Raw genomic sequence first — 24,255 nt, forward strand, 5'->3', positions numbered from 1 at the left:
GCCCGATATCCTGTCCAGTGAGACGAGGAGAACTATGACCACCCTGAAAGAACGCCTGCACGCCGACGTCGTCAGCCACATGAAGGACCGGAACAAGGTTGCACTCACCACGGTCCGCAACGTCCTGGGCGAGATCGAGACGCGGGAAAAGTCCGGCAAGACGCCGGTGGTGCTGGACGACGCCCAGGTGACGTCCCTGCTGCAGAAGGAAGCGGCCAAGCGCCGCGACACCGCCCGCATCTACGCCGAGGCCGGGGAACCGGAGCGGGCTGCGGCGGAGATCGCCGAGGCCGAGATCATCGAGACGTACCTCCCGAAGGCCCTGACCGCTGCCGAGGTGGAGGCGATCGTCGACGCGGTGATCGGTGAGCTCACGGCCGGCGGCACCGAACTGACCATGCGCCAGTTGGGCGCCGTCATGAAGCCGGTGACCGCCAAGGTGGCCGGCCGGTTCGACGGCAAAGCCGTCAGTGAGATCGTCCGCAGCCGCATCGCGCAGACTTCCGCATGAGCCTGATCCGGCTGCATGACGTCAGCGTCCGCTTCGACAACACCCAGATCCTCCGGGAAGCGTTCTTCCGCCTTGAGGCGGGGGACAGGGTGGGCCTGATCGGCAAGAACGGCTCCGGCAAGACCACCATCCTCAAGCTGGTCCTCGACCAGGTGGCCCCCGACGCCGGCACTGTCACCGTGGAACCCGGAACCAGGATCGGCTACTTCTCCCAGTTCTCCGAACTCAATGGGGAAGCCACTATTTCCGAGGTGCTCAACGGGCTGTTCTCCGGTATCCAGGCGGTTGAAGCCGAGCTGGCTGCGATCGACGCGGCCATCGCGGCGGGGCCGGGCGACGCCGAACTCGACCGGCTCATCAGCCGCCAGGCCGAACTGTTCGAGGACATGGACCGGCTCGATGGCTGGGACTACCCCCGCCGCATCGACACCGTCCTCACAACCCTGGGCTTCGACGACGCGCACCGCACCTGCCCGATCGACGACTTGTCCGGCGGCTGGCGCAACCGCGCGGCACTGGCCAAGATCCTCCTCGAAGGCCCCGACGTCCTGTTGCTCGACGAGCCCACCAACTTCCTGGACGTCGCAGGCGTGGAATGGCTCGAGAACTGGTTCAGGGACTTCAAGGGCGCCGCGGTCATCGTGTCCCACGACCGGAAGTTCCTCGACGCCGTCGTCACCCGGATCATCGAGGTGGAGAACTTCCACCTGCACGAATACCCCGGCAACTTCGGCGAATACGTCGTGCAAAAGCAGTTCCGGCTCAAAACCCTCGAGCAGCAGTTTGTGCACGAATCCGAGCTGCTGGCCTTCGAAGCCGAAGGAATCGCCGACCGGCGCGAGGCAGCCAAGGCAGCCAGCCGCGGGCTGGGGAACCAGCTCGCCAAGATCAAGAAGTCCCGCACACCGCGTCCCGTCGACCAGATCGTCACCGAGATCTACGGCGGCCTGCACGTCAAGGATGTCCTCTGCCGGGTGGAGGGACTGGGCAAGTCCTACGGCGACAAGCGGCTGTTTGAGGACCTGAGTTTCGAGATCCGCAAGGGCAACCGGATTGTGGTGCTCGGCGCCAACGGCAGCGGCAAGTCCACGCTCCTGCGGGTGCTGACCGGCGAGGAGCAGGCCGATTCCGGCGAGGTAGCTTGGGCCAAGGGCCCCGGGTTCGTCTCCTACAACCAGATGCTCGCTGACCTCGACGACGCCGACACCGTGTCCCACGCGGTCAACGCCCTGCCGGACAGCCTGGCGTTCAGCGCCACGCGGAAGTCCGTCAACCGGTTCCTCGCGATGTTCCAGTTCTCGGAGGCTGACCTCAAGCAGAAGATCGGGAACCTTTCCGGCGGGCAAAAGGCGCGGGTCGCCATGGCGCAGTGCCTCCTGTCCGGCGCTTCCGTCCTGCTGCTGGACGAGCCCACCAACCACCTCGACATGTCCAGCACCCAGGTCATGGAACGGGCACTGGTGCACTTCCCCGGAGCCGTGGTTGCCGTCAGCCACGACCGGTTCTTCAGCGACAAGATCGCCAACCACCACCTGGTGTTCGGGGCCGACGGCGCGGCGCCGGGCGAGATCGAGGTCCGGGCCGCCTAGGGGCGGTCCGCCCCGGACCCCGGTCGCAGCGCAGTAAACAGCGGGATAATGGGAGCATGACGGAACAGGACCAGGGCCTCGACCCGTGGGAGGAGTTCGACAGGCACCAGCCGGCGGCGCCGGACCGCGTCGGGGGCTACCCCGGAGGTGAACCCGTGGGCTTCGGCTTCCGCACGGGAGTGCGCAGCGCGAAGGTGGCCATCGGCTTCGCCGTCTACGCCCTGGTCCTCGGAACCACGCTCGTGGTGGTCGGCGCCGTGTGGTTCATCGGCGCGGGCCAGTGGCTGCTGCTGGGGCTCATGGTCCTGGTGGAGACCGTCTTTGTCCTGGCCTTCAGCCGGCTGGTGTCGCAGGCCCGGCAACGCCGCTGAGCTGTACGGCGGACCCCCAAGGCGGCGGGAGGGCTGCTACCGCCGGTGCCGGGAGGTCACGGCCAGGTAGGCGCCCAGGGCACCCACCCCGCCCAGGCCCGCCGCGAAAAGAGTCTTGGGCCAGTTCCGCCAGCGGTCGGGCTGCACGGAGACCAGGTCCCCGACGGCGTTGATCAGGGCGGCCGTGATGAGCCCCGCGACGATCCGGTTTCCGGTCTTTTCCGCCTTGTCCATCAGCCGGTCCAGCTCGTCGGCCCGGAAGTGGATGTCGATGCCGCCGCGTTCCAGGACGTCCACCATCCGGCGGATGATGTCCGGCGCGTCCGTTCCCAGCCGCAGGGCTTCCCGGCCGATCTTCTTCAGCCGCTCCGCCAGGGCCTCTGGGGACAAGGACGACAGGATAACCCGCTCCGTGAAGGGCCCCAGCTGGGTGGTCAGCTCGAATCCCGGATCCAGCTGTTTGCCCAGCCCGTCCGCCATCACCAGCATCTTGAGCATGAGGGCTGTCTCCCGCGGCAGCCGCAGCCGGTACTCGCGCAGCAGCGCCGCCAGTTCCGCCAGGACCGCCACGATCGGAACGTCCGCGAGCGGCCGGCCGGCATAGCGGTCCACAAGCCGTCCCAGCTCCGTCTGGAGCCCGCCGAATCCGCCGTCAGCCTTCGCCCCGCACATGCGGACCAGGGCCGTGGTCAACCGGGCCGCGTCCTGCTCCACGATGGCCAGAAGCATCCTTACCAGCTGGTCGCGTGTCGCGTCGCTGATGGTGCCCACCATGCCGAAGTCGATGATGCCGAGGCGCCCGTCCGCTTCGACAAAGAAGTTCCCGGGGTGCGGATCGGCGTGGAAGAAGCCGTCCTCGAACACCATCTTCAGCAGGACATTGCACGCTTCCCGGGCCAGGGCGCCGGCGTCGATCCCCGCCTCCCGCAGCGCTGCGGCGTCGTTGACCTTGATCCCGCGGATGCGTTCCAGCGTCAGGACCCGGGAGGTGGTGGTGTCCCAGAAGACCCGGGGGATGTGGACGCGGGCGTCGCCTGCGAAGTTCGCGGCGAAGCGCTCCGCGTTCCGGGCCTCCTGCAGGTAGTCCAGCTCGGCCCGCAGCGTCTGGGAGAACTCGTCCACCAGCGCCGCCAGGTGGATGCCGGCGGCCCTTGTGGACGCCCGCTCCGCCCGCCTGGCCAGCTCCGCCATGATCTCCAGGTCCTCATTGATCTGCGCCACTACACCGGGACGGCGGACTTTAACCACGACGTCGACGGGGTGGCCGCCGTCCGGAACGATCCGGCCGCAGTGGACCTGCCCGATCGAGCCGGTGGCGAGCGGGGCGTCGTCAAGCGCATCGAGCAGCACGTCCGCCGACGTGCCGAGCTCGTCGGCGATGACGGCGCGCACCTCGGCCGCGGGGATGGGCGGGGTCGCGTCCTGGAGCTTCGCGAGCTCGGTGGCGAACTCGGGCGGGAGGACGTCGGTGCGCGTTGAGACGATCTGGCCGAACTTGACGTACACGGCGCCCAGATCCTCCAGGGCGAGCCGGACGCGCACCGGCAGGCTGCCGCGGGGCGGCAGCCCCTGTCCTGGAATTCCGCCGGGCCGGAGCCGCTCCAGCCCGAGGCTCCCCAGCGCGAAGCCCAGTCCATGCCTTGTCAGTGTCTCAACGATGTCCCGGAACCGGTCCCGCCGCGCGCTCATGACGCCAGACTACAGCCAGCCCTTCCGTTTGAAGATGCCGTACATCAGCGCCGCGGTGGCGGCCATCATGCCGATGGCCATCGGGTAGCCGTAGCTCCACTGCAGTTCGGGCATCCGCTCAAAGTTCATGCCGTACACCCCGGCCACAAAGGACGGGGCGAAGAAGATGGCGGCCCAGGACGAGATTTTCTTGACCTGCTCGTTCTGTTCGGCGCTCGCCTCGTTCTGCCGGTTGGCCGTCAGTGTCCCGTCGAGGGTGAGGGCGTTCTGCAGGAGGTCCCGGAAGGAATCGGCGCGGGAGATCAGCCGCTCCACGTGGTCCTCGACGTCCCGGAGGTTGTGCTGGAGTTCGGAGTTGACCTGGTACTTCTCGAAGCCGCGCCGGAGCAGCTGGATCATGGCCGGGAGCGGATGGATGGCGCGCTGGAACTGGATGACCTCACGGGCCAGTTCGTAGATCCGCCGGGAGACCGTGGCGTCGCCGCTGAACAGCTGGTCCTCGATCTCGTCGATGTCGTTTTCCAGCCCCGCAACCACGGGCACGTAATCGTCCACCACCTGGTCCATCAGGGCGTAGAGCACAGCCTCCGGGCCGTGGCACAGGAGATCGGGGCGCCGCTCCAGCTTCCGGCGGACCTGGGCCACGCCGCCGGTCTCGGCATGCCGGACGGTGACCACAAAATTCTCGCCGGTGAACACGTGGAGCTCGCCGAATTCCACGGTCTCGGTCGCATCCAGGTACCGGGCGGGCCGCAGCACGGTGAAGAGGTTGTCGTCGTAGCGCTCCAGCTTGGGGCGCTGGTGGGCCGAGATCGCGTCCTCGACGGCGAGGCGGTGGAGCCCGAACTCCGCCGCGACGGCGGCCATCTCGGCCTCGGTCGGCCGGTAGAGGCCGATCCAGGCCATCCCGCCGTGCCGCTCCAGGGTCTCAAAGGTCTGCTCGAGGCTCTGCGGCTCGGCGCTGCGGACACCGTCGACGTAGACGGCGTTATCGATGATAGTCACCGGCCCATTATCCCGTCTGCCGGCCCCGCGGCCGCCCGGGCCGGGCCCGTGGCGGCAGGCACCGGCCAGGGGACCTCACTTCGCCCGGGCGGGGGACTGGGCGCTGGTCTGGGCCAGCCGGCTGATCAGCGGTTCGGTGCGGTACTGGATGTGGGTGTGCAGGGCCAGGACGGTCTCGGTCCGGATGACGCCCTTGATCCGGAGGATGGACCGCAGGGACGCCTGCAGGTTGTGCGTATCGGTGGCCACCACGCGGCACCACACGTCACCGCGGCCGGAGATCTCGTGCACTTCCAGCACCTGCGGGATCAGGCGGAGTGCGCCCACCACGCCGTCGAGTTCCCGGTGGTTGACCTCGATCGTGACGAAGGCGACCACGTCGTACCCCACGGCCTCGAGATCGATCTCGCGGCCGCCGTCGTGCAGCAGGCCGGAGCGCTGCATGCGCCGGACCCGGGTCTGCGCGGTGTTGCGGGCAATGCCCAGGGTGTCGCTGAGTTCGCCGATCTGGATGCGCGGATCCCGGATCAGCTCCAGCAGGATCTTCAGGTCGGTGGGGTCCAGACTGTTCAAATCATCACTCCGGTTCATTCTCACTGTGTGTGATTGACGGTTTTGATCAATTTTGTCATGTATTTCAGCTCCAAAGGTCAGTGGTGCCGCATTCTGGAGGTACCGAATTTCCACGGGCCGGCGTTTCCCTCCACAAACAGGGAGCGCGCGGCCCGCTTTTACGCAAGGGCACAGACATGACCGTCTTCAGCGAACTCCGCATGCGCCCGGCCACGGCAGACCGCTGGGGCTGGGACGCCTCCACCTCGGCACGGCTGGTGATGGCCGGCGTCGTGATTTTCACGCTGCTGGTCGGCGCGAATCTGGCCACCCCGCTGTACCCGCTGCTGCAGGCCAAACTCGGCATCACCGCCCTGGATGTCACGGTGGCTTTCTCCGCCTACGTCCTGGCCCTCGTGGCCACGCTGATCCTGGCCGGCCACTGGTCCGACCACATCGGGCGCCGGGCCGCCCTGGTGCTCGCGGTGCTCGTCGGCCTGGCCGGCGGGTCCGTCTTCGCCATGGCGGACAGTCTGCCGGCGCTGTGCGCCGGCAGGGCCCTGCAGGGCATCGCGGTGGCGCTCGCCACCGGTGCCAGTTCCGCGGCCCTGCGCGAGCTGCTGCCCAGCCGGCCGGAGTGGGCCTCGCGGTTCACCCTGCTGGCGTCCGCCGGCGGCGTGGCGGCCGGGCCCGCCATCGGGGGAGCGCTGTCGCTGCTGCCCGGCCCCACCTCCACGCCGTACTTCCTGCATTCCGTGGTGCTGGCCGCGCTGCTGGTTCCGCTGTACCTGCTGAAGGCCCGCCCCGCCATCACGCTGGGCGCGGGGCCGCAGCCGCTGCGCGTTCTGGCGCCCCGCCGGCCCTCGGTCTCCCGGGCGGCCCGCGGCGCCTTCTGGCTGGCGTCCTCGGTGGGATTCCTCAGCTTCACGGTCTTCGGCTTCTGCCTGTCGCTGGCGCCGGGCTACTTTGCCCAGATCGTCCACGCCGACTCGCGGCCCCTGATCGGCCTGCTGGCCGGGCTGACCCTTGGCTCCTCGGCGCTGAGCCAGCTGATCGCCGTGCGGGGGAAGTTTGTGGTGCCGGCCGGCCTCGCCGTGCTGGCCGCGTCGGTCCTGCTGATCGCGGCGGCCGCGGCCTGGAGCAGCCCCTGGCTGCTGATCCTCGCCAGCATCACCGCCGGCATCGGGCAGGGCGTGTCATTCCGGACGGTCTTCAACGATGTGGCCGGCAAGGTCGAGGCGTCCCGCCACGCGCAGATCATCAGCACCGTCTATGTCATCACCTACCTCGGCAGCGCCCTCCCGGTGATCGGGCTAGGGCTTGCCGCCGGCGTCGTGGGCCTGCAGGCGGCGGTGGCAGGTTTTGTGGTGCTGTGCGCCGCCGCGGCAATCATCCTCGCAGCGGTTGCCCTGCGGGCATCCCTGCGGGCATCCCTGCGGGGGGACGCCTAGTCCGGGAGCGGGCCGTGGTTGCCCTGGATGTGGTCGAACACCAGGGTGGTTTCCGTGTGGCCCACCACCGGATCCGTGGCCAGGTTGTCCAGCACCCAGTCGCGGAGGTCCTCGGTGGTGGCGACGGCGATGTGCAGCAGGTAGTCCACCGACCCTGAGGTGTGGAAGGTGGAGAGCACTGCGGGGAGCCGGGGCACCCGGGACGTGAACCGGTCGATCTGCTCGCGGTCGTGGGCGCGGAGCCGGACGGCGATGAGGGCCTGGACGGAGCGTCCGATCGCGGAGAGGTTCAGCTTCGCCTCGAAGCCCTCGATGATGCCGCGCTCCGACAGGGCGCGGGTGCGCATCAGGGCCGTGGACGGCGCAATGCCCACCAGTTCGGCCAGCTGCTTGTTGGAGATCCGGGCATCGGCCACGAGGGCTGCTAGCAGGCGCTCATCAATGGCGTCCAGCGGCTCTCCGGCGCCGGCTCCCGGCCGAAGATTCTTCGCACTGCTACTCACGGATCCTCCTTGAAGTGTTGTCAGTTCATCATAAAGGGCTATATCCGCCGGTTCCATTCACGTCCTCTGTAAAACTCCGAATTATTGCCAGATACTTGCCGGATTCAATGGCGAATATTCATAAGGAGCAAGGTGCTTTCTCAAGACTCGCTGGCAGTCCACGCCGGCCGGAACGGGCTCACGGAACTCGGCCTCCACGCAGTGCCCATCGACCTGTCCACCACAGCGCCGCTTCCCTCAGTGCACGACGGCGGCCTGGCCTACGAGCACATGGCGACGGGCGGCGCCCACATCGAGGGGCAGAGCGCCGTCTACCAGCGGCTCTGGAACCCCACCGTGGCACGCTTCGAGGAGGGCGTGGCCGTCCTGGAGGGAACCCCGGAGGCCGTCGCGTTTGCCACCGGCATGGCGGCACTGAGCGCGGTGCTGCTGGCCGTCGTCGCCACCGGAAAGAAGCATGTGGTCGCGGTGCGGCCGCTCTATGGCGGAAGCGACCACCTGCTGGCGTCCGGGATGCTCGGCACCGACGTCACCTTCACCACCCCCGACGGCGTCCACGCCGCGCTCCGGGCCGACACCGGCCTGGTGATCGTGGAAACGCCCGCCAACCCGAGCCTGGAACTGGTCGACATCGCCGCACTGGCCGCGGCCGCCGACGGTGTGCCCCTCCTGGTCGACAACACCTTCGCCAGCCCTATCCTTCAGCAGCCCTTCGCGCACGGCGCCGCCATGGTGCTGCACAGCGCCACCAAGTTCCTGGGCGGACACGGCGACGCCATGGGCGGGGTGGTGGCCGCGGCCCCCGAGTGGACCGCCCGGCTCCGGCAGATCCGGGCCCTCACGGGCGGCATTCTCACGCCGTGGCCCGCGTACCTGCTCCACCGCGGGCTGGCCACCCTGCCGGTCCGGGTGCGCGCCCAGCAGTCCGGCGCGCAGAAAGTCGCCGTCGCCCTGGCCGGCCACGGCCTGGTCCGGCGCGTCTTCTATCCCGGGCTGCCGGAATGCGATCCGCAGGGGCTCATTGGAACCCAAATGTCCGGGCCCGGCTCGCTGCTGGCCTTCGAGGTGGGCAGCGCGGAGCACGCCGAACGGATCCCCTCCGCCGTCGGCATGATCACGCACGCGGTCTCACTGGGCGGGATCGACACCCTGATCCAGCATCCTGCCGGGCTCACCCACCGGCCGGTCGCCGCCGATGCCAAGCCGCATGCCACCCTGCTGCGGGTGTCCGTGGGCCTGGAGGACCCCGCCGACGTGGTGGCCGACCTGGTGCAGGCCATCGAAGCGACGCGCTAGCGCGCTCCGGCGGGGGCAGCGGGCGAACCGGCCGCCGCTCCGGCGGGATGCACGACGGCGGTGATCACCGCCGTCGTGCACGCCAGACCGATGACGGCCAGGGCCAGGGCCGGCCACCCAAGGAACTGGAAGACCAGCCCGCCGGCCCAGCCGATGACGCTGGAGCCGAGGTAGTACGCGAGGTTGTAGAGCGAGGCGGCCTGGGCCCGCCCGGTCGCGGCGATGGCGCCGGTCCAGCCCGCGCCGATGCTGTGCGCCGCGAAGAAGCCGCCGGTGAACAGCAGCAGGCCCGCCAGGATCAGCGGCAGCATGGCGGTCAGCGTCAGGGCCAGGCCGGCCGCCATCAGCACCGTTCCCGAGATCAGCACCGTTCGCCGCCCGAACCGGGCTGCCAGCCCGCCGGCCCAGCGGGAGGACACCGTCCCGGAGAGGTAGGCCAGGAAGATCAGGCTGATGATGCCGGCCGGGAGGCTGAACGGCTCGCCGGAGAGCCGGAAGCCCAGATAGTTGTAGACCGCCACAAAACCGCCCATCAGCAGGAACGCCTGGACGTAGAGCGCCAGCAGCCGCGGGTTCCGGCTGTGGCCCGCGAGCGTCCTGAGGGCGCCGCGGAACCCGCCCGCTGCGGCCGCGGTGAATCCCTGCGCCCGCGGCACGAGGGCCAGGAACAGGACGGCCGCGACGGCCGCCAGGGCCGAGACTGCAAGAGCCGCGGCCCGCCAGCCCCACAGCTCGCCGGTGACGCCGGCCAGCAGCCGCCCGGACAGCCCGCCCAGCGTGGTGCCGGCGACGTAGGTTCCGGCCGCCAGCGCGGCATGGGCCTTGTTGACCTCCTCGTTGAGGTAGGCGATGGCGATTGCGGGGATGCCGCCCAGGGCCATGCCTTCGAGCGTCCGCAGGGCCAGCAGCATGGGGAAGCTGGTGGCCAGCGGGACCAGCAGGCCCAGGACGGTGGCGGCCAGGATGCCCCACGTCATGGCCCGGACCCGGCCGATCCTGTCGGCCAGGAATGACCACGGGAGCACCGTCACGGCAAGGCCCACGGTTGCCAGGGAGATGGTGAGTGCCGCCTCGGCTGCCGTCACCTGCAGCTCCGCCGCCATCAGGGGCAGCACCGCCTGGGTGGAATAGAGCTGGGCGAACGTGGCGACGCCGGCGAACGCCAGCCCCGCGAGGATCTTGCGGTAGGCCGCGGACCCCTTCGCATGGCCCGGCCAGCCGGGCAGGCTGTCGGCCGGTACGGCGGGGCGGCGGAGCAGCGGAAGACGGGGCATGTCCCCAGCGTAGGCTTCCCCGGAACATGCCTCCAATGCATGATTCTCATAGGATGCATAGCGAAAACGGATCAATGTGGAAGGGGCGCCATGGACGTGGAGCACAAACAGCTGGTCCAGCTGCTGCCGCTGCTGCCCCTGCTGGCGGAGCTTGGGCGCACGGAACACATCACGGAAACGGCCGACGTGCTGGGGCTGCCCCAGTCGACGGTCAGCCGGGGCATTGCCCGCGCCAGCAGCATCATCGGGACCGAGCTCCTGATCCGCGACGGCCGCGGCGTGCGGCTGACGTCCGCCGCCAAGGCACTGCTGCCGCACATCGAGGCGGCGCTGGGCGAGTTCCAGGCCGGGCTGGACCTGGTGCGGCACGAATCGGAGGTGGTCCGCGGCCGGATCGGGGTGTCCTTCCAGCACACCTTCGGCGAGGCGATGCTGCCGCTGCTGATCAGCGCCTTCCGGAGCCGGTATCCGCAGCCGGCCTTCGAGCTCAGCCAGGGGGCCCGGGACGGCTGCCTGGCGGAACTGGCCGCCGGGGACGCCGACCTGGCCCTGACGGCTCCGGTGGCGCCGCCCAGCCGGCTGATCTCCTCGGCTGCCCTGTACCGGGAACCGCTGCGGCTGGTGGTCCACCACCGCCACCCGCTCGCCAGGCGCCGGCGTGCCCGGCTCGAGGAGATCCGGCATGAGCCGTTCGTGGCCATGGGGCCCGGCTACGGCATGCGCTCGCTGACCGACGCGCTCTTCCGCGAGGCAGGGTTCCGGCCGCGTATTGCGTTCGAGAGCCAGGACTCGCACACGGCGCGGGGCCTCGTCTCGGCAGGTCTGGGAGTGAGCATCCTGCCGCCGGGCGGGACGGCCCCGGGCCGGGATGTCCCGGCACAGTCGGGGGACCTTGGGTGGGTGGAACTCGCCCTCGACTCAGGCCTTGCCTTCCGGGAAATCGGGCTGGCCTGGCGGGAGCGGCGCGGGGGAGCGGGCGCCGAGCCGGACCCGGTGCGGCTGTTCCGGGAACTGGTGCTCAGCGACGGCCCCGCGCTGCTCGCCGCCTTTGTCCGCGGGCGCTCCGGCGCCTGAGCGGTCCCCACAGTCCCTCAGTCCCTCAGTCCAGCAGCCCCGCCATGACCTCGGCCACGGAGCCCGCCCTGGCCTGCTGCCAGCCGGTTCCGGCCCAGAGGTTCAGCCGCTCCGGATCCCCGGCGGACGCAGCCGCCGCACGCAGCGGAGCCGTGAGGTGGTGCACCGCCGGGTAGGATTCCGGCGCGTCGGGGTGGTCGCGGACAAACTCGTTGACCAGGGCCCGGGCCGGCCGGCCGGTGAAAGCCCTGGTCATCACGGTCCGGGTGAAGTGCGGGCTGGCAAGGGCGTCCTTGTGCAGCTGCCGGGCACCGCTCTCGCCGGTGCGCAGGAACGCTGTGCCCAGCTGGGCTGCCTGGGCTCCCGCGGCCAAGGCCGTGTCCACTCCCGACCGGTCCATCACACCGCCGGCGGCCACCAGCGGGAGCCCGACGGCGGCCCGCACCCGGGTGACCAGTTCCGCCGTCGTGCCCGGGGCCCCGTCACCCCCGCCGGCGGGCTGCGGCCGGAACGCCGCACTGTGGCCGCCGGCGCCCGGGTGCTGCACCACCAGCGCGTCCACCCCCTGCCCGGCGGCTTCCACCGCCTCGGCAGCCGTGGTGACCGTGGCGAGCACCGTGGAGCCGGCCCGCTGCAGCGCCTGCACAATGCCGGCGCCGGGCAGGCCGAAGGTGAAACTGACCCACTCCACGGGGTCGTCCAGCAGCGCCTGCACCTTGGCGTCCCAGTGGTCGTCGTCGTCGAGCCGCAGCGGCGGCACGTCCACGCCGTAGCGCGCGGCGTCCGCCTCCAGCTCTGACCGGTAGTCCTCCAGCCGGGCCAGGACGGCCGGGGACGGCGGGAGCTGGGCGGGGTCGGGCACGAAGAGGTTCATGCCGAACCTTGCCCCCGCGGCCCGGACGCCGGCGATCTCGGCCTGCACGGCTGCCACGGTCTTGTAGCCTGCGGCCAGGAAACCCAGCCCGCCGGCGCCATGCACGGCCGTCACGAAGCCGGGCGTGGACGTCCCGCCGGCCATGGGGGCGGCGATGATCCGGGTGCCGAAGATACTGTGCGACATTGCTCACTCCCGTGCGTGATTCAGTAGGCTGTTCCGGTGACCCATTCTGACATCCCGCCGTCGGCGGACCCTTTTGCCCCGACCGCACCCGGCGCCGTGATCGGCCTCGACATCGGCGGGACCAAGACCCGCGGCGTCCGCTTCGAAGCCGGGGCTGCAGTCGGCGATGCATCCGTGGGCAGCTCCAACGTCCAGAACGTCAGCCGCGAGGAAGCGGCCCGGCACCTCGCGGAACTCTTCGGCCGGATCGGCGGCGGAACGGTGGCCCAGGTCTATGCGGGCGCCGGCGGCATTGATACCGAGGCCGACGCCGAGGCGCTCGCCGCGCTGATTGCACCGCATGTCCCCGGCGCCCGGATCACGGTGGTCCACGACTCGCGGCTGCTGCTGGCCGCCGGCGGGGCGAGCATCGGCGTCGCTGTCATCGGCGGCACCGGCTCGGCGGCCTGGGGCCGGAACAGCCTGGGCGCGGAGGCCCGCGCCGGCGGGTGGGGGTACCTGCTGGGCGACGAGGGCAGCGGGTACTGGCTGGGCCGGGAGGCCGTCCGCCACAGTCTGCGCCGGATGAACCAGGGGCAGGAGCCGGACCAGCTGACCACGGCGCTGCTCGCTTCCTGCGGAGTGGACGAGCCCAACAGACTGATCGCACTTTTCCACGCCCCGGACACCGGGCGCCGGTACTGGGCCGAGAGGGCGCGGCTGGTGGTCGAGGCTGCCGCCGCCGGCCACGCCGCGAGCCAGGAGCTTGTGGACCAGGCCGGCCGTGACCTCGCCGCGCTCGCCGGGCAGACGGTCCGGCAGCTGGGCATCGACGGGCCGGTGATCCTCGGCGGCGGCCTGGGCATGAACGTTCCGCGTCTGCAGGAGGCCTTCCGTGCCGCGCTCGCCTCCGCGGGCATCACCGACGTCCGGATCCTTGAGCAGGATCCTGTCTTCGGGGTGCTCCAGCTGGTGGCCGAGCAGAGCTGACGCGCAGCTGACGTCCCTGCGGGGGTGTTGCAGGCCGGCCACTACGCTGGAGGGATGAGCCTGAACTTTGACACCCGGCCCGCTGCCTACGCGGTCATCATCCGCGACGGCGCCATCCTGCTGGCCTACTGGAAGCAGAGCGGCAAGGAAGGCTGGACGCTCCCGGGAGGCGGCCTGGACCTGGGCGAGCACCCGGTGGACGGATGCCGCCGCGAGGTCTATGAGGAGACCGGGTATTCCGCCAGGGTCGGCGCCATGCTGGGGATCGACGTCGGGCACTGGCCCGCGGAAATCCGGATCGACGGCGGCGAACGCGACTTCCAGTCCCTCCGGCTTATCTACGAAGCGGAGGTGACCGGCGGGGAGCTGCGCCACGAAGTGAACGGCAGCACCACCCACGCGGCGTGGATCCCGCTGGGGGACGTTGAGGGGCTGAACAAGGTCTCGTTGGTGGACGTCGCCCTCCGGCTCTACCGGGAGCGGCCGCTGGACGGCAAACTTTCTGCGGAAACCCCCTAGCCAGGCTAGCCGGGCCCGGCTACCCTGAAGGAGCCGCCGGTCAGGTCCCGGCGACGCTGACGAAGAAGCTGACCGAAAAGGCACCCGCATCCCGGGTGGAGCGATAGAGAACGGGGAGGTGGAGACGATGACTGCAACAGTTCGGTGCGCGCTGCGCGCCACCCGCAACCACGTCATTATTCCTGCCCCGGCCACCAGCACCCGCTAGCAGCTGCCAGGTTCTTACCCCGCCAGATTTGCCCAGGCGGCGCATGACCAGGGGCCCATCAAAGGGTTTTCGTTGACTACTTCTTCTCTTGCACAACCTTCTCCTGCACAACCGTCTCATGCACAACAAGGCGCAGCCGGAGCCACCCCCGGCCACACCACCGCCCTGCCCGGTCCGGCCGGCTACGGCTTCACGCCCGCCGTCGCCGACCGCTATGCCGCGAACCCCGTGCCCGGCGGCACCGGCGCGGGCCGGGTCATCCGCGTGGACCGCAACCGGGTCCTGGTCGCGGCACACGATGCCACCCTCCATCTGGCCTACCCCGGCGGCGGGGAGCTGCCGGCCACCGGGGACTGGGTCTGGCTGGGAGCCAACACCGCGGGGGAGCCCGCCATCACCGGGATCCTGCCGCGCCATTCGGAACTCAGCCGCAAGCGCGCGTTTGAATCCTCGTCGGACTCGCAGGTGCTCGGCGCCAACATCGACATCGTTGGCGTCGTGGTGCCCGTGGACCGGCCGCTCACCCACAACCGTCTGGAACGCACGCTCGTCGCGGCGTGGGACTCGGGGGCCACCCCGCTAGTGATCATCACCAAGGCCGACCTTGCCGACATCGCGGACGACGTCGTCGGGAAGGTGGTCCTGCAGGCCGCCGGTGTGGCGGTGGTGACCACCTCCGCGGAACAGGGCGACGGCCTCGACGAACTGCTGGGCCACCTCCCGGCCAGCGGCACCCTGGTGCTGCTGGGCCCCTCGGGCGCCGGCAAGTCCACGCTCATCAACGCCCTGGCCGGCGTCGACGTTCAGGAAACCGGGGCTGTCCGGGCCGGCGACGGCAAAGGCCGGCACACCACCACCTCGCGGGAACTGGTGCCCCTGCCGGGCGGGGCCGTGCTCATGGATACTCCCGGGGTGCGCGGGTACGGGCTGTTCGACGCCGAGACCGGGATGGAGGAGATGTTCGGCGACCTCGACGGACTGTTCGGGCACTGCCGCTTCTCCGACTGCGCGCACGGCCGCGAACCCGGCTGCGCCGTGCAGGCCGCGATTGCAGACGGCACCCTGGATGAGCGCCGCTGGGCCAGCTACCTGAAACTCCAGCGCGAACTCGCGGCCCTGGCCCGGCGGCACGACGCGGCCGCCCAGCGCGCCTACGCGCGGGAGTGGCAGCAGAAGATCTCCGCCGGCGGCAAGAGCCAGCGCTCCGCGGAAAGGGACAGCCACGAGGCGGCCGAACGGCACCGCACACGGTCCGGCGGCAAGAGCCGGCGGGGCCGCTGAGCGGGCGGCGCGCAATGCCGCAACGCGGGGTCAGAGACGGCCCATTCCGCCCGGCGGGATGGGCGCCACGTGACCCCGCGTTGCATTGGCACCCATCCGCCGCTGGCCCGGCGTCGAACTGCAACGTCGGCCACGGCGCAATTGATAAGGTCCCTGACTTTGTCGGCTGCGCTGGCTAGGCTGAGTTCCACGTGCTTTACAGCCAAAAATCGGCGTGTCTATGATCAGTTGGCTGGTCCGATGTTGCTTCGAACAGTTAGGTAAGCCCGGAAATGGCTGAAGCCATGATCGAGTTCCAGAGCGTCACCAAGCAATACCAGAGCGGGCAGCCTGCCGTCGATGAGCTGACCATGTCCATCGACAAGGGCGCCATCACGGTGTTCGTCGGGCCCTCGGGCTGCGGCAAGACCACGTCGCTGCGGATGATCAACCGCATGGTGGAGCCCACCTCCGGCACCATCACCGTCGGCGGCGAGGACGTCACCTCGGTGCCAGCGGCGAAGCTGCGCCGCTCCATGGGTTACGTGATGCAGTCCTCCGGGCTGATGCCTCACCGCTCCGTGCTGGACAACATCGCCACCGTGCCCCGGCTCAACGGCGTGGGCAAGGCCGAGGCGCGCAAACGCGCGCAGGAACTGCTCGACGTCGTCGGGCTGGCATCCGCGCTGGGCAAACGGTACCCGGCGCAGCTTTCCGGCGGCCAGCAGCAGCGCGTCGGGGTGGCGCGGGCCCTCGCCGCGGACCCGCCCGTGCTGCTGATGGATGAACCCTTCAGCGCCGTGGACCCCGTGGTCCGTGACGAACTGCAGCAGGAACTCCTCCGGCTCCAGCGGGACCTGGCCAAGACCATTGTCTTCGTCACCCACGACATTGATGAGGCCACCGTCCTCGGCGACAAGGTGGCGGTTTTCGGCCTCGGCGGAAAACTCGCCCAGTACGCCACGCCGGAGGAGATCCTGCGGGCCCCGGCCAATGACTTCGTGGCGTCCTTCGTGGGCCGGGACCGCGGCTTCCGGCACCTGGCGTTCAGCCCGTCCGACGGCGTTACGGTGCACCGGGCCGCGACGGTCACTCCCGCCGAACTCGAGCGTGCCGGGAACACCTCGGACGAGTGGCAGCTGGTGGTCGACGACGCCCAACGTCCCCTCGGCTGGTCGGGCCCGGGCAAGGGTTCCGCGACCGTGCCCGGCGGTTCCCTCTTCCGGAAGGGCGACACGCTCCGCCGCGCCCTCGATGCTGCGCTGTCCTCACCCTCCGGCCTCGGTGTTGCCGTGGACGCCGACGGGCGGGTGGCCGGCGTCATCACCGCCGCGGAAGTCCTCGCCGTGATCGAATCGGACCGGACCGTCCGCCAGGGCGCGCTCTGATGGAGTGGTTCCTGGCCAACAGCGCGCAGGTGTACAGCCTCGCCGGCCAGCACCTTGTCCTGGCCATCCTGCCGATGGTGTTCGGGGTGCTCATCGCCGTCCCGCTGGCCCAGCTCGCCCGGCAGAGCCGCGGGCTCCGGTCCGTGGTCCTGACCGCGTCGTCGCTGCTGTACACCATCCCGTCCTTGGCGCTGTTCATCATCCTGCCCACCGTCCTCGGCACCCGCATTCTGGACCCCGTCAACGTGGTGGTGGCCCTCACCATCTACGCCGTCGCCCTGCTGGTCCGCGCCACGCTGGACGCCTTCGACTCAGTGGACGAGGATCTCCGACAAGCCGCCGTCGCCATGGGGTTCAAACCGTTCGCCCGCTTCCTGCAGATCGACCTGCCGCTGTCCTTGCCGGTGCTCTTCGCCGGGCTGCGCGTCGTCTCCGTCAGCAATATCTCGCTGGTCAGCGTCGCGGCCCTGCTTGGCATCGGCAACCTCGGGATGCTCTTCACCTCCGGCCTGCAGCGCGACTTTGTCACCGAAGTGGTGGTGGGCATCATCGCCATCCTCATCCTCGCGCTCCTGATGGACGCCGTCCTGGTCCTCCTTGAACGGCTCCTGACCCCCTGGACCCGTGCCGCGGCCGCCGGCGGCAGCGCCGACGCCGCGCCCCGAGGGGACAAGGCAGCTGCCGGCGGGGACAACGAAGGCACAGCTGCCGGCGCGCTGCGGTTCGCGCGTCCCAAGACCGGAGGGGGAAACGCATGAGCAACGTCGTCACTGACACGTTCGCCTGGCTCAGCGACCCGGCGAACTGGTCCGGAAGCGCCGGAATCCCGGCGCGCGTGGCCGAGCATCTGTTCTACACGAGCCTGGTGATGGTGATCGCCACGGCCATCGCGGTGCCCATCGGGCTCTACGTCGGGCACACTGGCCGGGGCCGGGTGGCCGCCGTCGCCGTGGCCGGCGCACTCCGGGCCCTGCCCACACTGGGCCTGCTCACGCTGTTCGTCCTGCTGGCCGGCATCGGGCTCATGCCGCCGATCTGGGCTCTGGTGATCCTGACCGTCCCGCCGCTGCTTGCCGGCACGTACGCCGGCATCGCCAGCGTGGACCGGAACGTTGTTGATGCCGCCCGGGCCATGGGAATGACGGAGCTCCAGGTGCTGTTCCGCGCCGAGTTCCCCAACGCCCTGCCCGTGATGTACGGCGGCTTCCGGACCGGCGTGCTCCAGGCCATCGCCACCGTCTCCGTGGTGGCGTACATCAACCTCGGCGGACTCGGCCGGTACCTCTTTGACGGCCTGGTCCTGTCCGATTTCCCCCAAATGCTGGGCGGGTCCCTGCTGATCGCCGCCCTGGCGATCGCCGTCGACCTTGTCCTCGCCCTCATCCAGAGGCTGTTCCTGACCCGGGGCGCCTCCCACCAGCCAGACCGGAGCCAGCAGGCTGCGGTTGATCTCACAGACCCCGCTCCCGCGGGGACTGTTGTTCAAGGAGGTACGTCATGAAGGAAACCCGCCCACTGCGCCTTGGCCGGCGCGCATTCGGCGGCCTGGCCGCCGGCGTTGGCCTGGCCCTCGCACTGTCCGCCTGCGGCGGCTCATCCGATCCGCTCTCCACCGCCCCCGCCACCGGCGGGTCCACGTCGGGTGCGGGAGCGCCGCTGGTGATCGGGTCTGCCGACTTCACCGAGAGCCAGATCATTGCCGAGGTCTACGCCGGGGCGCTGAACGGGGCCGGCGTCACCGCCAGCACCAAACCGAACATCGGCTCCCGCGAGGTCTACTTCAAGGCCGTCCAGGACGGCTCGGTGGACGTGATTCCGGACTACAGCGGCAACCTGCTCCTGCATGTCAGCAAGGACGCCACGGAAGTGTCCGCCGAGGACATCTACAAGGCGCTGCCGGGCAAGCTCCCGGAGGGCCTCGCCGTGCTGGAGCCCGCCAAGGCCGAGGACAAGGACGCCATGGTGGTCACGAAGGCCACCGCCGAGAAGTACCAGCTGAAGTCGATTGAGGACCTCGCCAAGGTCTGCAGCGAAATCGTGGTGGGCGCCCCGGCCACCTTCGCCGAACGGGCGTACGGGCTGCCGGGCCTGGAGAAGAACTACAACTGCGTGCCCAAGAAGCTGGAACCGTTCAGCGACGGCGGCGGAGCCGTGACGCTCAAGGCCCTCCTGTCGGACCAGGTGCAGGTGGCCGACATCTACACCACCACCCCGTCCATCGCCGACAACGACCTGGTGGTGCTGGAGGACCCGAAGAACAACTTCATCGCCCAGCAGGTCCTGCCGCTTTACAACACGGCCAAGATGACGGACAAGGCAAAGGAAACCCTCAACGCCGTCTCCAAGGTCCTCACCACCGAGGACCTGATCAACCTCAACCGCGCGGTCAGCGGCAGCCAGAAGCAGAACCCCAAGGATGCTGCGGCGGCATGGCTGAAGGAGAAGGGCCTGGTCAAGTAACTGCTCCCGCCGCGCTCTTCTGACGCACTGTTCTGACTAACAGAACTGCGCCCGACGGCGGCTGCCGGACACCCCCGCCTGCCGGGGCCCGGCAGCCGCCGTCGTGCGTCTGCGCACATATTCCTGCCGGCGTCCGCGGAGGAGCCCTGTGAGGCAAGTCTCAGCGGAAGTACATCCGCCATATGGCATATTTGATAAATGGCAGATTTCAAGCAGTCCACCAAGCTTCACAATGTCCTCTACGACATCCGTGGACCGATTCTTCAGGCCGCCCAGCAGATGGAGGCTGAGGGGCACCGCATCCTCAAACTGAACATCGGAAACCCTGCCCCGTTCGGGTTCGAAGCGCCGGACGCCATTCTGGTGGACATGATCCGCCACCTGCCGCACGCCCAGGGCTACAGCGACTCCCGCGGCATTTTCTCCGCCCGCACGGCCGTCTCGCAGTATTACCAGACCCGCGGCATCCAGAACATCCACGTCGACGACATCTACTTGGGCAACGGCGTCAGCGAACTCATCACCATGTCGCTGATGGCACTGCTCGACGTCGGTGACGAAGTGCTGATCCCCACCCCGGACTACCCGCTGTGGACCGCGTCCGTGGCCCTGGCCGGCGGCCGGCCCGTGCACTACCTCTGCGACGAGGAGTCCGGCTGGCAGCCCGACCTGGAGGACCTCGAAGCGAAGATCACCCCCCGCACCAAGGGCATTGTGGTGATCAACCCGAACAACCCCACCGGAGCCGTGTACCCGGAGGACACCCTCAAGAAGATTGTGGCCCTCGCCGAAAAGCACGGCCTGGTCCTCTTCGCCGACGAGATCTACGAGAAAATCCTCTACGAGGACGCCGTGCACGTGAACATGGCCAGCCTCACCGGCGACGACGTCCTGTGCCTGACCTTCAGCGGGCTCTCCAAGGCCTACCGCGTGTGCGGCTACCGCGCCGGCTGGATGGCCATCTCGGGTCCTAAGAAGGCCGCCGCGGACTACCTTGAGGGCATCAGCCTGCTCGCGAACATGCGCCTGTGCGCCAACGTCCCGGCCCAGCACGCCATCCAGACCGCTCTGGGCGGGTACCAGAGCATCAACGATCTCATCCTGCCGGGCGGACGCCTGCTGGAGCAGCGGAACAAGGCCTACGACATGCTCAACGCCATTCCCGGCGTCAGCACGCAGCAGGCACGGGGAGCCATGTACCTCTTCCCGAAGCTCGACCCCGAGGTTTACCACATCCGCGACGACGAGAAGTTTGTCCTGGACCTGCTGCGGGAGCAGAAGATCCTGGTCTCCCACGGACGCGCGTTCAACTGGGTCCGCCCGGACCACTTCCGGATGGTCACACTGCCGCTGGTGAAAGACCTCGAGGAAGCGATCGGCCGCATGGGGGACTTCCTGAGTCGGTACAAGGGGAACTAGCCTAGGGCTCAGCAGCGCGGCCCGGGCCGTGGTTGGCCGTTCCGGCCAGAGGCTGCCCGAAACGGAATGAGGCAACGGATGTCAGACGTCGTGTACTTCAACGAGAGCCCCTCAGAAACCCTCAAAGTGGGCGAGGGCTTCAGCCTGAAAGACACGGACCCGGACGCCACGCCTGGTTACAGCGGGGACAAAAGCGACGGCGAAGCGCTGCTCGACCACCTCGACGACGATCTCGCCGACCTGCAGGAACGGCTCTTCGCCGAGTCCCGGTTCGGGGGCACCAAACGGGTCCTGCTGATCCTGCAGGCCATGGACACGGCCGGCAAGGGCGGGATCGTCACGCACGTGATGGGGGCCATGAACCCGCAGGGCGTCCAGATGAAGTCGTTCAAGGCGCCTACCCCGGAGGAGAAGTCCTACGACTTCCTCTGGCGGATCGAGAGGGAAGTCCCGGCCGCCGGCATGATGGGCGTCTTTGACCGGTCGCACTACGAGGATGTCCTGATCCACCGGGTCCACCGCTGGGCGGATCCGAAGGAACTCGAGCGCCGGTACGTCGCGATCAACGAATTCGAAGCCAGGCAGGCGGCCGCAGGCACCAAGATCGTCAAGGTCATGCTCCACATCAGCCGCGACGAGCAGAAGGAACGCCTGCTGGCCCGGCTGGATGATCCGTCCAAACTGTGGAAGTACAGCAGCAACGACCTCAAAGAACGCGCGTTCTGGGGCGACTACATGGACGCCTACCAGAAGGCCCTGGAGAAGACGGCCACCGAGTCCGCGCCGTGGTACGTCGTCCCGGCGAACAAGAAATGGTACGCCCGGATCGCCGTCCAGCAGCTGCTCCTGGAGGCGCTGGAGGGCCTGAAGCTGCAGTGGCCGGTGCCGGATCTCGACGTCCCGACGGAACGGGAGCTCGTGGAGCGTTCCTGACCGGCGGGGTCCTAGCTGTCCTGGGCGGGGTGGTCCCGCGCCGCGGCCAGCCGCTTGCGGGCCCCTTCGAGCCACGATTCGCAGCGCTTGGCCAGCGCCTCGCCGCGCTCCCAGAGGGCCAGCGACTCCTCGAGGCTTGCCCCGCCGGCCTCAAGCTTGCTGACGACGCCGACGAGCTGCTCGCGGGCCTCCTCGTAGCTGAGGGCCTCAATGTCGGTGTTCGGCGCTGTTTCTGCTGCCATGGCGTGCTGCTCCTTGTGGTGTCGCGGGGTTATGCCGCGGGGCGGTTCGGTACTGGTGAGGTGGGGGAGGCCGGTCATTCTTCGGCGGTTTCCTGGCCGCCGGTCGACTCCGCGGTGAACCGGCCTGCCGCCACCCGGACGGCCAGCGGCGTGCCCGGGGGAGCCTGGTCGGGATGCCGCACCACGTCCCCGCGGACCCCGGCGGCGGGCCCGCTTCCGGCAAGCTGCACCACGGCGTAGCCCCGGTCCAGGGTTTTCTGCGGCGACAGGGCGCGGACCTGGGCCTTGAGGTGCACCAGCTGGTCGGTGGCCCGGACGACGGCGGTGGTCACCGCCGCCTGCGAGCGGCCCTTGAGCCGTTCGACGTCGTCGTGCCGGTGGGTGACCATCGCCTCGGGCGAAGCGAGCACTGGCCGGGAGCGCAGCGAGGCAAGCCGGTCAACTTCGCGTTCCACCAGGCGGGTGACACCGCGCCGCAGCTGGTCCCTGGCCTGGCGCACCCGCGCAAGCTCCTCCGCAACGTCCGGGACGATCCGCTTGGCGGCGTCCGTCGGAGTGGACGCGCGCAGGTCGGCGACATCGTCGAGGATGGGGCGGTCCGCCTCATGGCCGATCGCGCTCACCACCGGGGTGGCAGCGGCGGACACGACGCGGATCAGCTCCTCGTTGCTGAAGGGAAGCAGGTCCTCCAGGGAGCCGCCGCCGCGGGCAATGACAATCACGTCCACGGCAGGGTCCGCGTCGAGGGCCCGCAACGCCGCGATCACCTGTGCCACGGCGGTGTTGCCCTGGACGGCCACTTCGCGGATGTCGAATTCGACGGCAGGCCAGCGCAGGGCCGCGTTGCGCAGCACGTCCTTCTTGGCATCGGAATCCCGGCCTGTGATCAGGCCGATCCGGTGGGGGAGCAGCGGCAGGCGCTTCTTGCGGGAGTCGGCGAACAGCCCTTCCGCAGCCAGCGCGTGGCGCAGCCGCTCAATGCGGGCGAGGAGGTCTCCCAGTCCCACCGGGCGGATGTCCTTGACGGACATGTTCAGCCGGCCCGTCTTCAGCCAGAACTCGGCCTTAATCAGCGCCACTACCCGTGAGCCCCGTTCCAGCGGGATTTCCTGCCGGTCCAGGACCTTGGTCCAGGCGGACGCGGGGAGGGAGATCTCGGCGTCGATGTCCCGGAGCGTGAGGTAGGCGTTGGTGCCGCGCCGGTTCATTTCGATGACCTGGCCCTCGATCCAGGCGGACGGGGCCCGGTCAATGTGCATCTTGAGCTTTTGCGACAGCAGCTGCAGCGGCCACGGGTTGTCCGGGCTGGTTTCAGCCGCCGTTGCCGGCAGGGTGGTGGCTGCCGCGACGTCCTCAGACATGCCGGAACCCCGGGACGGAGATGGCCTTGTGCATACGGGTGAATGTCCTTTGCCGGGGCGGGGCTGCCCGCCGGGGCTGTCCTGGCGCATGCGCGTCAGCCAGCGGGACCGGCAGGCAGCTGGATGCTGTCTGTTTCAACTCTATCCATAGCTTTACCACCGGGGCCCGACTTTATTGTTCCGGAGGGAGCCCCCGTAGGATGGCAGTCACCATCAACCTGCTAGGAATCTTTGTGCGCACTTTTGTCTCAGCCGTAGCGGTACTTCTAGGGCTGGTCCTCGCGGCTGTCGCCGTCCCGGCCATGTGGGTGGACCGGAACATCGTCCAGGAGGACGGCTTCGTGGCGTTCACCGCGCCGCTGGGCAAGGACCCGGCCTTCCAGCAGCGGCTGGCCGCCGCCGCCGTCGGCAGCCTCGGCGCGGACCGGATTCCCGAGGCGCTCAGCGGACTGGTGGAGCCCATTCTGGAAAGCGCTGCACAGTCCCTGACCGCCATGCCCGGTTACCCGGACGCCTGGACCGAGACCCTGCGCAAGAGCCACCGGCTGAATTTCACCGACCCTGCTGCGGATCCTGCCGCAGCCGACGGATCCACCTCGCTGACCCTCGACCTTGCGCCGCTGGTGGGCCTGGTGGCGAAGCAGGTGGCCGATGCCACCACCCTGCCGGTCGAGGGCCCGGAGGAACTGCTGATCACCATCGGGCAGCACCAGCACCGGCAGGCCCTTGACCGGGTGGCCGCTTTCGCGCCGATGGGCTATGCCGTGGCCGTCGGCGCCCTGATCGCGTTTGCGCTGGCCTTCGTTGCCGCCCGGCGGCGCTGGGCGGTCCTGGCCGGGATCGGCGTCGGAACCCTGGTGCTGGCCGGAGTCTGGACCCTGGCCGCCAACACCGTCGCCGGCGCTGTGACGGCAACGAGCAGCGGCAACGAGGTCGCAGAGATCTTCAAGAGCGAATTTGTGGCAGCCGCCGGCGCTGGTTTCGGCCAGTGGGTCCTGGCCGCCGCGATCGGCGGTGGAGTCCTGCTGGCGGCGGGACTGGTCCTGCGTGCCGTCGGCGGACGCCGCCGGGCCTGACGGCAGCGGCCCGGGCAGCAAAGCCGCGGGGGCCGGGCCACCACG

The 24,255-nt window shown here is 69.4% G+C and carries 24 protein-coding genes; 16 read left to right on the forward strand and 8 right to left on the reverse strand.

The features are described from left to right. Positions 1–34: 34 nt before the first annotated feature. From AR539_RS12065 to AR539_RS12075, 3 genes are read left to right on the forward strand one after another with little or no spacing between them, the layout of a single operon-like run. A complete protein-coding gene (locus tag AR539_RS12065; protein ID WP_066437101.1) occupies positions 35–511 on the forward strand; it encodes a GatB/YqeY domain-containing protein in 477 nt (158 codons plus the stop codon). Further along, positions 508–2,100: an ABC-F family ATP-binding cassette domain-containing protein gene (locus AR539_RS12070; RefSeq protein WP_066437104.1), complete on the forward strand. Its 1,593-nt coding sequence runs from the start codon at positions 508–510 to the stop codon at positions 2,098–2,100. Before AR539_RS12065 ends, AR539_RS12070 begins: the two co-directional genes overlap by 4 nt. 56 nt (positions 2,101–2,156) lie before the next feature. Further along, positions 2,157–2,471 carry a hypothetical protein gene (locus AR539_RS12075; RefSeq protein WP_066437106.1) on the forward strand — a complete coding sequence of 105 codons (315 nt, stop codon included), beginning with the start codon at positions 2,157–2,159 and terminating at the stop codon, positions 2,469–2,471. A gap of 36 nt (positions 2,472–2,507) precedes the next feature. Here AR539_RS12075 and AR539_RS12080 read toward each other — a convergent pair whose 3' ends face one another. The 3 genes from AR539_RS12080 to AR539_RS12090 form a co-directional block, all read right to left on the reverse strand. After that, positions 2,508–4,160, reverse strand: coding sequence for an ABC1 kinase family protein (locus AR539_RS12080; RefSeq protein WP_066437108.1), 1,653 nt, complete (start codon positions 4,158–4,160; stop codon positions 2,508–2,510). Between the two features lie 9 nt (positions 4,161–4,169). Next, positions 4,170–5,165: a magnesium/cobalt transporter CorA gene (corA, locus tag AR539_RS12085; protein ID WP_066437113.1), complete on the reverse strand. Its 996-nt coding sequence runs from the start codon at positions 5,163–5,165 to the stop codon at positions 4,170–4,172. Between the two features lie 75 nt (positions 5,166–5,240). Further along, the gene (locus AR539_RS12090; RefSeq protein WP_231728604.1) at positions 5,241–5,738 is read right to left on the reverse strand and encodes an Lrp/AsnC family transcriptional regulator; all 498 of its coding nucleotides are present in this window, start codon (positions 5,736–5,738) and stop codon (positions 5,241–5,243) included. Between the two features lie 176 nt (positions 5,739–5,914). On the opposite strand from AR539_RS12090, the gene AR539_RS12095 reads away from it, so the two are divergent. Further along, entirely contained in the window at positions 5,915–7,168 is a 1,254-nt protein-coding gene (locus tag AR539_RS12095) for an MFS transporter (RefSeq protein ID WP_066437125.1), read from the forward strand. Here the strand turns inward: AR539_RS12095 and AR539_RS12100 are convergent. Next, the gene (locus tag AR539_RS12100) at positions 7,165–7,671 is read right to left on the reverse strand and encodes an Lrp/AsnC family transcriptional regulator (protein ID WP_066437127.1); all 507 of its coding nucleotides are present in this window, start codon (positions 7,669–7,671) and stop codon (positions 7,165–7,167) included. The two genes, AR539_RS12095 and AR539_RS12100, sit on opposite strands and share 4 nt — an antisense overlap. A 132-nt stretch (positions 7,672–7,803) precedes the next feature. Between AR539_RS12100 and AR539_RS12105 the strand changes: the two genes are divergently transcribed. Next, positions 7,804–8,967, forward strand: a complete 1,164-nt coding sequence (locus AR539_RS12105; RefSeq protein ID WP_197410630.1) for a trans-sulfuration enzyme family protein — start codon at positions 7,804–7,806, stop codon at positions 8,965–8,967. Here AR539_RS12105 and AR539_RS12110 read toward each other — a convergent pair. Beyond that, a complete protein-coding gene (locus AR539_RS12110) occupies positions 8,964–10,241 on the reverse strand; it encodes an MFS transporter (RefSeq protein WP_066437130.1) in 1,278 nt (425 codons plus the stop codon). The two genes, AR539_RS12105 and AR539_RS12110, sit on opposite strands and share 4 nt — an antisense overlap. Positions 10,242–10,331: 90 nt before the next feature. Here AR539_RS12110 and AR539_RS12115 point away from each other — a divergent pair, with 90 nt between their 5' ends. Then, a complete protein-coding gene (locus AR539_RS12115) occupies positions 10,332–11,315 on the forward strand; it encodes a LysR family transcriptional regulator (protein ID WP_066437132.1) in 984 nt (327 codons plus the stop codon). Positions 11,316–11,340: 25 nt separating this feature from the next. Here AR539_RS12115 and AR539_RS12120 read toward each other — a convergent pair whose 3' ends face one another. After that, positions 11,341–12,375: a nitronate monooxygenase gene (locus AR539_RS12120; protein ID WP_066437136.1), complete on the reverse strand. Its 1,035-nt coding sequence runs from the start codon at positions 12,373–12,375 to the stop codon at positions 11,341–11,343. Positions 12,376–12,411: 36 nt separating this feature from the next. Between AR539_RS12120 and AR539_RS12125 the strand changes: the two genes are divergently transcribed. The 9 genes from AR539_RS12125 to AR539_RS12165 all read left to right on the forward strand — a co-directional run bounded on the left by AR539_RS12125 (position 12,412) and on the right by AR539_RS12165 (position 21,531). Then, entirely contained in the window at positions 12,412–13,344 is a 933-nt protein-coding gene (locus AR539_RS12125; RefSeq protein WP_066437142.1) for an N-acetylglucosamine kinase, read from the forward strand. 54 nt (positions 13,345–13,398) lie between these two features. Continuing rightward, complete coding sequence (locus AR539_RS12130; protein WP_066437145.1) at positions 13,399–13,863, forward strand: NUDIX hydrolase; 465 nt, start codon at positions 13,399–13,401, stop codon at positions 13,861–13,863. 373 nt (positions 13,864–14,236) lie between these two features. After that, a complete protein-coding gene (rsgA, locus tag AR539_RS12135) occupies positions 14,237–15,352 on the forward strand; it encodes a ribosome small subunit-dependent GTPase A (protein ID WP_066439929.1) in 1,116 nt (371 codons plus the stop codon). Positions 15,353–15,624: 272 nt separating this feature from the next. After that, complete coding sequence (locus AR539_RS12140; RefSeq protein WP_066437148.1) at positions 15,625–16,719, forward strand: ABC transporter ATP-binding protein; 1,095 nt, start codon at positions 15,625–15,627, stop codon at positions 16,717–16,719. Continuing rightward, positions 16,719–17,477 (forward strand): ABC transporter permease, encoded by a 759-nt coding sequence (locus AR539_RS12145; protein WP_066437150.1) that lies wholly within the window; start codon positions 16,719–16,721, stop codon positions 17,475–17,477. The genes AR539_RS12140 and AR539_RS12145 overlap by 1 nt, the downstream gene beginning before the upstream one ends. Next, positions 17,474–18,220: an ABC transporter permease gene (locus AR539_RS12150; RefSeq protein ID WP_066437153.1), complete on the forward strand. Its 747-nt coding sequence runs from the start codon at positions 17,474–17,476 to the stop codon at positions 18,218–18,220. Before AR539_RS12145 ends, AR539_RS12150 begins: the two co-directional genes overlap by 4 nt. After that, positions 18,217–19,179 (forward strand): glycine betaine ABC transporter substrate-binding protein, encoded by a 963-nt coding sequence (locus AR539_RS12155; RefSeq protein ID WP_066437155.1) that lies wholly within the window; start codon positions 18,217–18,219, stop codon positions 19,177–19,179. Before AR539_RS12150 ends, AR539_RS12155 begins: the two co-directional genes overlap by 4 nt. A 198-nt stretch (positions 19,180–19,377) precedes the next feature. Then, the gene (locus AR539_RS12160; RefSeq protein WP_066437161.1) at positions 19,378–20,598 is read left to right on the forward strand and encodes a pyridoxal phosphate-dependent aminotransferase; all 1,221 of its coding nucleotides are present in this window, start codon (positions 19,378–19,380) and stop codon (positions 20,596–20,598) included. A gap of 78 nt (positions 20,599–20,676) precedes the next feature. Further along, on the forward strand, positions 20,677–21,531 hold the full coding sequence (locus tag AR539_RS12165; protein ID WP_066437164.1) for a PPK2 family polyphosphate kinase: 855 nt from the start codon (positions 20,677–20,679) through the stop codon (positions 21,529–21,531). Between the two features lie 11 nt (positions 21,532–21,542). Here AR539_RS12165 and AR539_RS12170 read toward each other — a convergent pair whose 3' ends face one another. Both AR539_RS12170 and xseA read right to left on the reverse strand, forming a co-directional pair. Next, positions 21,543–21,773, reverse strand: a complete 231-nt coding sequence (locus AR539_RS12170; protein WP_066439930.1) for an exodeoxyribonuclease VII small subunit — start codon at positions 21,771–21,773, stop codon at positions 21,543–21,545. Between the two features lie 74 nt (positions 21,774–21,847). Then, entirely contained in the window at positions 21,848–23,134 is a 1,287-nt protein-coding gene (xseA, locus tag AR539_RS12175; RefSeq protein WP_066437167.1) for an exodeoxyribonuclease VII large subunit, read from the reverse strand. Positions 23,135–23,334: 200 nt separating this feature from the next. Here xseA and AR539_RS12180 point away from each other — a divergent pair, with 200 nt between their 5' ends. Then, positions 23,335–24,210, forward strand: a complete 876-nt coding sequence (locus AR539_RS12180; RefSeq protein WP_331457489.1) for a hypothetical protein — start codon at positions 23,335–23,337, stop codon at positions 24,208–24,210. Positions 24,211–24,255 lie beyond the last annotated feature (45 nt).

This window comes from Arthrobacter sp. EPSL27, assembly GCF_001512305.1.
Classification (GTDB): Bacteria; Actinomycetota; Actinomycetes; order Actinomycetales; family Micrococcaceae; genus Arthrobacter.